Source organism: Thioalkalivibrio sp. ALE11, assembly GCF_000381205.1.
Classification (GTDB): domain Bacteria; phylum Pseudomonadota; class Gammaproteobacteria; order Ectothiorhodospirales; family Ectothiorhodospiraceae; genus Thioalkalivibrio.
Map to the genome: position 1 here is coordinate 1 of NZ_KB906218.1, position 1,203 is coordinate 1,203.

2 protein-coding genes are annotated in these 1,203 nt (G+C 61.5%); both read left to right on the forward strand.

What is annotated here, in order from left to right:
* Positions 1-288: SHOCT domain-containing protein (locus F620_RS0114165; RefSeq protein WP_026331515.1), on the forward strand; the 288-nt coding region annotated here is incomplete at its 5' end.
* Positions 289-487: 199 nt separating this feature from the next.
* Positions 488-1,168 carry a HEPN domain-containing protein gene (locus F620_RS0114170; protein WP_019571099.1) on the forward strand — a complete coding sequence of 227 codons (681 nt, stop codon included), beginning with the start codon at positions 488-490 and terminating at the stop codon, positions 1,166-1,168.
* Positions 1,169-1,203: the final 35 nt, after the last annotated feature.

Consider the following 1,203-nt stretch of genomic DNA (forward strand, 5'->3'; position numbering starts at 1 on the left):
ATCGCCCACGAGAATTCGGTTCGTGCGAGCAATGTCGAGGGCGGTGCGGGTGGCGGCGTCTTTGCGTCCATCGAGAAGCTGGAAGAGATCCTGACGCGGACCCTGTGGGAGACCATCGACGAGGCCCTGGACGATGAGCGACTGCATCAGGCCATCGCTGCCGGCCCTTCGGAAAGTCAGACATCGGGCGAGCTGGAAGCGGATATCGAGGCCCTTCGGCGGCTTCGAGACCGCGGCGTGATCACCGAAGAAGAGTACAACGAGCGCGTACTCGATTTGGTGGAGTGATGGTGCAGATCTCTCTGCCCGGTCGCGCCTGACGGATTGCGCGACATGCCAGGCGTCGAAGTCACGGGGCGGGGGAAAGTCCGTTCGGTGTCGGCGATGACCAGCCGATGTGTGCGGCTGCCAACGGATTCAGTGCGGTCGCGATGAGTCGTGCTCACGAGGGGCTGGAAAACCGCGAGGTACAGTGCAAGGAGGAACCATGTCGCACGACCAACTGAAAGCGAGGCAAAGGGCCGAGAGACATGAGCACGCTGAAGGAATCGCCCTGCGGATTCACCGTGCGCTGAGTTGGCTCAAGCGGTCGGAGATGTGCGATGACGAAGACGGGCGTTTCATCTTCCTGTGGATCGCGTTCAATGCCGCGTACGCAAACGATCTCGGGGAGCAGCGCGTCGGCGAGAGCCGGCTATTGCGGGAATTCCTGCATCGCTTGAGTGACCTGGATGGCGGGAGGCGGCTGTACGACCTGGTCTGGCGGCAGTATTCCGAATCCATCCGTCTCTTGCTGAACAACCAATATGTGTTTCAGACCTATTGGGATTGCCAGAATCGTGTGGAAGGAAGTGAGGATTGGCAGGAACGGTTCGCCGCAGCTCGGCGAGCCGCGCACGCGGCACTCGCGCAACAGGATACCGGCACCGTTCTCGCGATCGTGTTCCAGCGTCTTTATACGCTCAGAAACCAGCTCGTTCATGGTGGGGCGACCTGGGGTAGCTCGGTGAACCGCGAGCAGCTCCGGGATGCCAATCGGATCATGGGGGACCTGGTTCCGGCGGTCATTGAGATTATGCTGGATAATGCGCAGGAGCATTGGGGGGATGTCCTCCGCACCCCGTTTGGCCTGGACACCTCCCCCGGGGGTATAGTCAGGGCGCCCTGAGCCTTTGACTGCCCCCACCTGGACCAAGACGGAGG

Coding starts and splice junctions, on each gene's coding strand:
- F620_RS0114170 (WP_019571099.1), top strand. CDS start 488: ATGTCGCACGACCAACTGAAAGCGAGGCAAAGGGCCGAGAGACATGAG.